Origin of the sequence: Bradyrhizobium sp. (genome assembly GCF_030697065.1) — a bacterium.
Taxonomy (GTDB): domain Bacteria; phylum Pseudomonadota; class Alphaproteobacteria; order Rhizobiales; family Xanthobacteraceae; genus Bradyrhizobium.
Genome location: NZ_JAUYQU010000220.1, coordinates 1 through 6,979 on the forward strand (window position 1 = coordinate 1; position 6,979 = coordinate 6,979).

Genomic DNA, 6,979 nt, shown 5'->3' on the forward strand with positions numbered 1-6,979 from the left:
CACATCGCAAAGCCGTCGGACCTGCTGCCGGAATTGCAGGGGCGGCTGCCGATCCGCGTCGAGCTGGAGGCGCTGACCCGCGACGACATGCGCCGCATCCTGACCGAGCCGGAGGCGTCATTGATCAAGCAGTATGTCGCGCTGCTGCAGACCGAAGGCGTCACGCTCGATATCACCGCCGATGCCATCGACGCCTTGGCCGACGTCGCGGTCGCGGTCAACTCGTCGGTCGAGAACATCGGCGCGCGGCGGCTGCAGACCGTGATGGAGCGGGTGCTCGACGAGATTTCCTTCGCTGCCCCCGACCGCCATGGCGAAACCATCCAGATCGATGCCGCCTATGTGCAGAAGCATGTCGGCGACCTCGCCAAGAACGTGGATCTGAGCCGGTTCATTCTGTAAACTGCAATCGCGCGTTGCACGCTGCGCATCCAGCATGTGATAGTCCGCACCTGGTTGTGCCGCTATCTCGGGTGCCTGATGATTCTGCGTCTGCGGGAAAGCCCCTGGCGGCTGATGATTGCGGTCAACATCGTCGTGCTGATCGGGGTTTTTCTCTACAAGCTGCCACGCGAGCCCTACGTCCCCTACATCCATCTGCTGGTCGATTACCATTTCGGTTTCACAAAACGCGCGCTGATCGGCGCCGTCGTCTCGCTGTTCTTCGCCAAGGTGCCGGTATGGCTGGTGTTCGTGCTGTCAGGCGCAGTGTGTCTGCTCACACTTGCCTTGTTCGTAAAGCTGTTCCGGCGCACCTTTGGCTTTGATGATGCGCACCTGCCGCTGTTCGTGTTCATGGCGGGATCACCGTTCTTTCTGAAGAATTTCATGCACACGCTCGGACATTTCGATATCTACGGCTGTGCCTTTGCGATCGGTCTGCTGCTCATCCCGGCACGCTCGATCCTGTTCGTGCTGGTCGCCGCCGTGGCGTCAATGATCCTGATTCTGATCCACCACATTCATCTCCTGATGTATGTGCCGTCCATCGCGGTCATCGTGGTGCTGCGCTATTATCTGGTGCAAGGGGTGACGCTGCGGAATGCGAGCGTCGGGACCGCCGCAACCCTCGCCGTCGGCCTGCTGTTCTTCGCCGCACAGTTCTGGGGTTCGCTGGCTATCCCCGAGGCGGAGTTCGTTCAGCATCTGCGGGGCCGCATGGCCGATCCTGTCAGAACCAACCTGCTGAGCTTCAGCTTCATCTGGTATCAATCGCTTGCGCAGGAGATCCATGACACCTGGCAGCGGATGCCGTCGAACCTGCCGGGGATACCGGTGTTCGCGCTCCTGATCTGGCTGCACGCCCCGCTCTGGAAATTTTTTGCGGACCTGATCCGGTCGCTTCGGGATCAATTGCACCGCCGCATCGTCATCGCCGCCATCGTTGCGGTGAGTGCGGCCTATCTGGTGATGTTTGCGATCGTGTTCGATTATTCACGCTGGATATCGAACTGGGCGGTCTGCATGTTCCTGATCCTGCATGCGGTCAAGACCTTGCCGGCCTCGCGGGAGGCGCCGCTGATTGCGAGCGACGATCGAAAGACCATCCTTCCCGGCGCGATCGTGACGCTGATCCCGCGCGTCGGGATCGTGCGGCCGTTCTAGACTCTCGATCGTCGAACCCGCACATAGAGCGCGCCCTCGCCACCATGGCCGATATGGGCCTCCTCGAAGCCGACCACCAGCGAGCGGAATTCGGGCAGGCTCAGCCATTGCGGCACCTGGCGGCGCAGCACCCCGCGTTCGGATTCCGCGCCGATCTTGCCCTTGCCGGTGATGACGAGAACGAAGGTCAAGCCCTCGCTGTGGGCGCGCTGCAGGAAGCCGAACAACACGCGGTGAGCGCGGGTCTGTGTCATGCCATGCAAATCGAGCCGGGCATCGATTTCCTTGCGGCCACGCGACAGCTGCGAACGCTCGCGGCGCCCGAGTGGTGCCAGCGGCGGAGCAGCCGGCGGCAGCGTGGGTCTCGCATCGCGCGCAATTCTGGCCGGCGGGAGCTGCTTCGGCAGGCTTGCGGATTTTGCAGACGCCGGCGGCGCCGCATCCGGTGGCGCTGCAAGCGCTTTGGCGGCGCGCGCCCGTTTGCGCAGCGGTTTTGTCTGTTTGGCGACGCTCTCCCACAGCGCGCGCTCTTCCTCGCTCAGGCTGCGCCTGCGCCGCGGCGGCGCGGACAATTCCGGAATCGAGGGCGGACGCTTCATCGGCCGCGGCGGTGACGATAACGATGGCGGCGCGGCTCGGGGCTCGGGGCGACCTTGGGCCGCGCTTCCGGCAAGGGCACGGGTTCGGCGACCGCCGCCGATGTTGTGGCGGCGGGAGCGACGGCCGTGGAAGGCTGCGCGGTTGCGGGTGCCGCATCCTTTGTGGCTGGGGTCGCGGAAGCCTCAGGCGGCTTTGCGCCGGCCTTTCCGTCCTTGGGTTGATCCTTCAGGGGATCGACCTGCGGAAACAGTCTTGCGATTTTCTCCGACGGCCGCGCGTCCGGCACCGGCATCTTGCGGCCCCTCGCCGAGGGATCGAGGCTGTTCGGGACCAGCATGACGAAGCGTGCATTGTGCCGGAACCGGCCCGATATTTTCCCGGCCTCGGCGCCGGCACCGAAATAGAGATCGGCGCGGGCGGGACCGATGATCGCCGATCCAGTGTCCTGCGCGATCATCAGTCGGCGGAACGGCGTTTTCGACTGCTCCGATTCGATCGGCAGGTCGCCCTCGATGAAGAATGGCGTGCCATAGACATGTAGCGCCTTGTCGACCGCGATCGATCGGCCCGGCGTCAGCGGAACGCCCTGCGCGCCGGACGGTTCATCCTTGTCGGAGAGATTCACTTCGCGAAAGAACACGTAGGAGCGGTTCTGCCGCCTTAGCTCGTTGGCGCCGTCGGGATTCTGCTGCATCCATTCCCGGATCTTCTGCATCGACATCTGTTCTCGGGGAATGATGTTGCGTTCGATAAGGATGCGGCCGACCGGCGTGTAGGAATAGCCATTATGTGCGTCGTAATTGATGCGGACGGTAGAGCCGTCCTCGAGGCGCACCCGCGCCGATCCCTGGATCTGCGTGAAAAGCAAATCGGTCTGGTTCTTCAGCCAGACGATTTCGAGGCCGCGGCCGGCGATCGCGCCGTCCTCGATCTCGGCGCGATCGTAATAAGGCACGAGCTTGCGGCGGCCGATCTTGCGGAACACCTGACCCTTGTTGGGCAAACCGGCAGAACTCTGCGTGGTGCCCCGGACGAACAGATTGGAGGGACGGCGATAGACCGGCACGGTGTAGACGTCGGTCTGGGTCCTGGAGCCGTCGATGATCGGCTCATAGTAGCCGGTCACAAAACCCTCGGCTTCGCCAAGCCGCGAGATTCGCAAGGGAAGGAAATGCCCCTCGAAGAAGGCCTTGGCCCTGGCGCCGTCGGCAAAATCGAGCGCCCTGGCGGCCCTGCAGGGATCGCGCAGCGAGGTGCCCAGCGCCTTCGGTTCGGCGGGAGGTCTGCGTTGCGCCGCGATCGGCTTGCAGCTGGTGCGAAACGCCTTGTAGGCCGCTAGATGATCGTCCTCGCGCCAGCCGACGATATCGGCCCATGCCACCGGCGCATATTGGCCGCCGCTGATTTCAAGCGGCCAAGCGAGCTGCGGATAGGGCAGGTGACGCGCCGCAGGCAGGCGATGCTTCGCGTGATGCGAGGCATGGGAGCGTTGCGCAGCGAACCCGTCCGATGGCGCCAGCGACAATACCGCAACCATCGCGCCAAGCGCGACGGCATACCGGCCGGGGCCGCGCGCGTTATTGGGCGCTTCCCGTGCCAACCAGCTTCCAGTTCGGATCGCGTGAGGTGATGTCGCGGGCGAAGGTCCAGACATCGGTGATATCGGCGACCGTTTCGGGGCTGCCGTCGACAACCGTACCGGCCTTGTCGCGGGTGGCCGTGATCATCTGCGAGACGAAACGAACGGTGAGCTGCGCCGCGCGATCGCGGGCTTCCGCCCCGACGAGCTCGGCCTTGTCGATCGACACGAACCGCGTTTCCGTCTTCTGCTCGTGCTTCTCGCGATCCTTGATCACCGCCTCGAAACTCTCATAGACCTCGGACGACAGCAGGTCCTTCAGCGCGCGGCGATCGCCATTGGCGAAAGCCAGCACGATCATCTCGTAGGCGCTCTTCGCGCCGCTGAGGAAATGCCGGGGATCGAACGAGGAATCCTGGGCGGCAATGGCATCGAGACCCTGCGCCAGCGGCGTGCCCGGCTCGGTCAAGCCCTTCCAGCGGTCGGTCGGGGGGACCACATCCGCGGTCGGCGCCAACGGCGCCTGGTCAATCACCGCGCCCGGGATCGGCACGACATTATTGTCCTGCGCGCCATGCAGCACGTTGCGTGCCGCGCGATCGAATGGCGGCCGCTCGTTGCCGGTGCGTTGTCCGAGAACGTTACGCAGGCGCAGGAAGATGAAGACCGCCAACGCCAGGAAGATGATGGTGTAAATATCCACGTCGCATTCGCTTTCTGGTCTGCACCGGCGATGTGCCGGCGGTAGAGCGTTTCGATCAGGAAACGGCAGAGATTAAATCATGGAATGGGTCAGTAGCATGTAGGCACGAAACGGGGCCTGGCCAATGGCCCGCTCAGGCATGAACAGCCATGCCCCTGGAAATAGGCCAAGCCAAGGCTCCCAGCCAAGGCTTTTACCCGTTTGCCGTAACGGAATTGTAGCGCGTTTTTGCGGCATGTGGAAACCCGATCGTGCCCGGAAATGGCGCATATTCAACAATTTAGGGCCTTTCGAACCGATCAGGGTCGACCGTCGGATGCCTGATCCCGAGACAGCCGATCCCCGGGGCGCCCCTGGGCGGCCACAGCGTTTGTCGTCCTTGTGGACCCAGCCGCGGCTATGATAGCCACTCGCCCCGACATCAGGATTTTCGCACTTCACGACCGAATTCAGACGCAAAACCCGCCCGGCTCGGCTTCAGGAGAGATTTTCATGACCAACGGCAATGGCGCACCTCCCGAGGCGGCCGCACCTCCCCAGTTGAACGTGCTGGCGCAGTATACCAAGGACCTGTCATTCGAGAATCCGAACGCGCCGGCTTCGCTGGCGCCGCAGCAAGAGCAGCCTGCGATCAACATCCAGATCAACGTCAGCGCCAATAATATCGCCGAAAACGAGTTCGAAGTGACGCTTTCGGTCGAGGGCAAGGCCGAAAACGCCGGCAAGCTGATGTTCAGCTTTGATCTCGCTTATGCTGGCGTGTTCCGGATCATGAACGTGCCTCAGGAAAACCTGCATCCTCTGGTCATGATCGAATGTCCGCGGCTGCTGTTCCCGTTCGCGCGCGAGATCATTGCGACTTCGGTGCGCGACGGCGGGTTCCCGCCGCTGATGCTGGATCCGGTGGATTTCGTCGGCCTTTATCGCCAGAATTTGGAACGGCAGGCTGCGGCACAGGCCGGACAGGCCAAACCAAGCTGAGGCGATCGGGGTTCAGTTCCGCTCACGCGCCCAGGAAATCGCTCCAGATCGGCTTGTCGCCCAATGTCGCGACAAATGCGCGATGGGCCGCGCGATCATCGTCGGTGATTCGGGGCGCGAGCGGAACCTCGCGGATACGCCGCGGCATTTCGCCATACCCGCCGTCCCGCACATCGCGGGTCTCCGTCGCCAGGATCAGTTGCGACTGCCGGGCCCCGATCAGGTCGATATACACTTCGGCCAGGAGCTCGGCGTCGAGCAAGGCGCCATGCTTGGTGCGGCGGGAATTGTCGATCGCATAGCGCGAGCAGAGATCATCGAGCCGGTTCGACACCCCCGGATGCTTGCGGCGCGCCAGCAGCAGCGTGTCGACCAGCCGGTCGCGCGCAATGCCCGGCCGCTTGATGCGGTCGAGCTCGGCATTGATGAAACCGATATCGAACGACGCATTGTGGATCACCAGCGGCGCATCGGCGATGAATTCCAGAAACTCGTCGACGACATCGGCGAACAGCGGCTTGTCGGCGAGGAACTCGCTGGAAAGGCCGTGCACGGCGAAGGCCTCGGCCGGCATCGCCCGCTCCGGATTGATGTGGCGGTGAAAGATCTGCCCGGTCGGCATGCAGTTGATCATCTCGACGCAGCCGATTTCAACCAGCCGGTCGCCGCGCAACGGATCGAGGCCGGTGGTTTCGGTATCGAGAACGATTTCGCGCATGGTGTCCGGTCCGAACGGCGGCGAATCAGCTGCGCCGTTGCGGCATTTTAGCAACCTGTTGCAGAATGTCTCGGATCTGGGCCCGTACCGGGTCGAGACCATGCGATGTATCCACCACGAAATCCGCCCGCCTGCGTTTTTCGGCGTCGGGCAGTTGCCGCGCCAATATGGAATCGAGCGCTTCGCCGGTCATGGTGCCGCGCGCCATGATTCGCGCCCGCTGGTTCTCCGGCGACGTGGTCACCACCACCACCGCATCGACGCGCTTCTCACCCCCGGTCTCGTACAGCAGGGGCACGTCGACCACGGTCACCGGTGCTCCGGCCCGTTCGGCTTCCTCGAAGAATTTTTGCCGCGACGCGCCCAGCATCGGATGGACGATCTGCTCGAGCCGTTTCATCGCCGCGGAATCATGCACCACGCGCGCCGACAATTTCTGTCGATCGACCTTGCCGTCCACCGTGGTGCCGGGAAATGCCGCTTCGACCGCCGACGCCGCCTCGCCTTCGTATAATTGATGAACGGTCGCATCGGCGTCATAGACCGGAACGCCCGCTTCCGCGAACAATTTCGCGGTGGTGGATTTGCCCATTCCGATCGAGCCTGTCAGCCCAAGAATAATCATTCAACGTTCGCCATTAGTTGTTCTCAAAACCCGTTTTCAGACATGGAGCAGGCGCTCGCTGCGGAGAAAGGCGAGCAGAGGCAGCAGCGGCAGTCCAAGGATGGTGAAATGATCGCCGTCGATGCGTTCGAACAGATGCACCCCCAGCCCTTCCAGTTGGTAGGCGCC

The 6,979-nt window shown here is 63.1% G+C and carries 8 protein-coding genes and 1 pseudogene; 3 read left to right on the forward strand and 6 right to left on the reverse strand.

Annotated elements, in window-relative coordinates:
• Both Q8R73_RS17435 and Q8R73_RS17440 read left to right on the forward strand, forming a co-directional pair.
• Positions 1-402: pseudogene (locus Q8R73_RS17435) on the forward strand (HslU--HslV peptidase ATPase subunit); the annotation flags it as partial.
• A 78-nt stretch (positions 403-480) separates the two neighbouring features.
• A complete protein-coding gene (locus tag Q8R73_RS17440; RefSeq protein ID WP_305720797.1) occupies positions 481-1,605 on the forward strand; it encodes a hypothetical protein in 1,125 nt (374 codons plus the stop codon).
• Here Q8R73_RS17440 and Q8R73_RS17445 read toward each other — a convergent pair.
• Genes Q8R73_RS17445 through Q8R73_RS17455 form a run of 3 tightly spaced genes read right to left on the reverse strand, consistent with a single transcriptional unit; the run spans position 1,602 to position 4,487 of the window.
• Complete coding sequence (locus tag Q8R73_RS17445) at positions 1,602-2,204, reverse strand: Smr/MutS family protein (protein WP_305720798.1); 603 nt, start codon at positions 2,202-2,204, stop codon at positions 1,602-1,604. The genes Q8R73_RS17440 and Q8R73_RS17445 overlap by 4 nt on opposite strands.
• Entirely contained in the window at positions 2,201-3,742 is a 1,542-nt protein-coding gene (locus Q8R73_RS17450) for a murein transglycosylase A (protein ID WP_305720803.1), read from the reverse strand. Before Q8R73_RS17450 ends, Q8R73_RS17445 begins: the two co-directional genes overlap by 4 nt.
• A gap of 40 nt (positions 3,743-3,782) precedes the next feature.
• Positions 3,783-4,487, reverse strand: coding sequence for a Tim44/TimA family putative adaptor protein (locus Q8R73_RS17455; RefSeq protein ID WP_305720799.1), 705 nt, complete (start codon positions 4,485-4,487; stop codon positions 3,783-3,785).
• 492 nt (positions 4,488-4,979) lie between these two features.
• Between Q8R73_RS17455 and secB the strand changes: the two genes are divergently transcribed.
• Positions 4,980-5,468, forward strand: a complete 489-nt coding sequence (secB, locus tag Q8R73_RS17460; protein WP_305720800.1) for a protein-export chaperone SecB — start codon at positions 4,980-4,982, stop codon at positions 5,466-5,468.
• Between the two features lie 22 nt (positions 5,469-5,490).
• Here the strand turns inward: secB and dnaQ are convergent, their stop codons facing one another.
• The 3 genes from dnaQ to Q8R73_RS17475 form a co-directional block, all read right to left on the reverse strand.
• Positions 5,491-6,186 (reverse strand): DNA polymerase III subunit epsilon, encoded by a 696-nt coding sequence (dnaQ, locus tag Q8R73_RS17465; protein ID WP_305720801.1) that lies wholly within the window; start codon positions 6,184-6,186, stop codon positions 5,491-5,493.
• Positions 6,187-6,211: 25 nt separating this feature from the next.
• On the reverse strand, positions 6,212-6,811 hold the full coding sequence (coaE, locus tag Q8R73_RS17470) for a dephospho-CoA kinase (RefSeq protein ID WP_305720802.1): 600 nt from the start codon (positions 6,809-6,811) through the stop codon (positions 6,212-6,214).
• 36 nt (positions 6,812-6,847) lie between these two features.
• Positions 6,848-6,979 (reverse strand): Maf family protein (locus Q8R73_RS17475; RefSeq protein WP_305720804.1); only part of this gene is annotated, 132 nt, incomplete at its 5' end.

What these genes read in the sequence shown, in the direction of transcription:
- coaE (WP_305720802.1), bottom strand. Translation starts at nt 6,811, where the DNA reads ATGATTATTCTTGGGCTGACAGGCTCGATCGGAATGGGCAAATCCACC.
- dnaQ (WP_305720801.1), bottom strand. Translation starts at nt 6,186, where the DNA reads ATGCGCGAAATCGTTCTCGATACCGAAACCACCGGCCTCGATCCGTTG.
- secB (WP_305720800.1), top strand. Translation starts at nt 4,980, where the DNA reads ATGACCAACGGCAATGGCGCACCTCCCGAGGCGGCCGCACCTCCCCAG.
- Q8R73_RS17450 (WP_305720803.1), bottom strand. Translation starts at nt 3,742, where the DNA reads ATGGTTGCGGTATTGTCGCTGGCGCCATCGGACGGGTTCGCTGCGCAA.
- Q8R73_RS17445 (WP_305720798.1), bottom strand. Translation starts at nt 2,204, where the DNA reads ATGAAGCGTCCGCCCTCGATTCCGGAATTGTCCGCGCCGCCGCGGCGC.
- Q8R73_RS17440 (WP_305720797.1), top strand. Translation starts at nt 481, where the DNA reads ATGATTCTGCGTCTGCGGGAAAGCCCCTGGCGGCTGATGATTGCGGTC.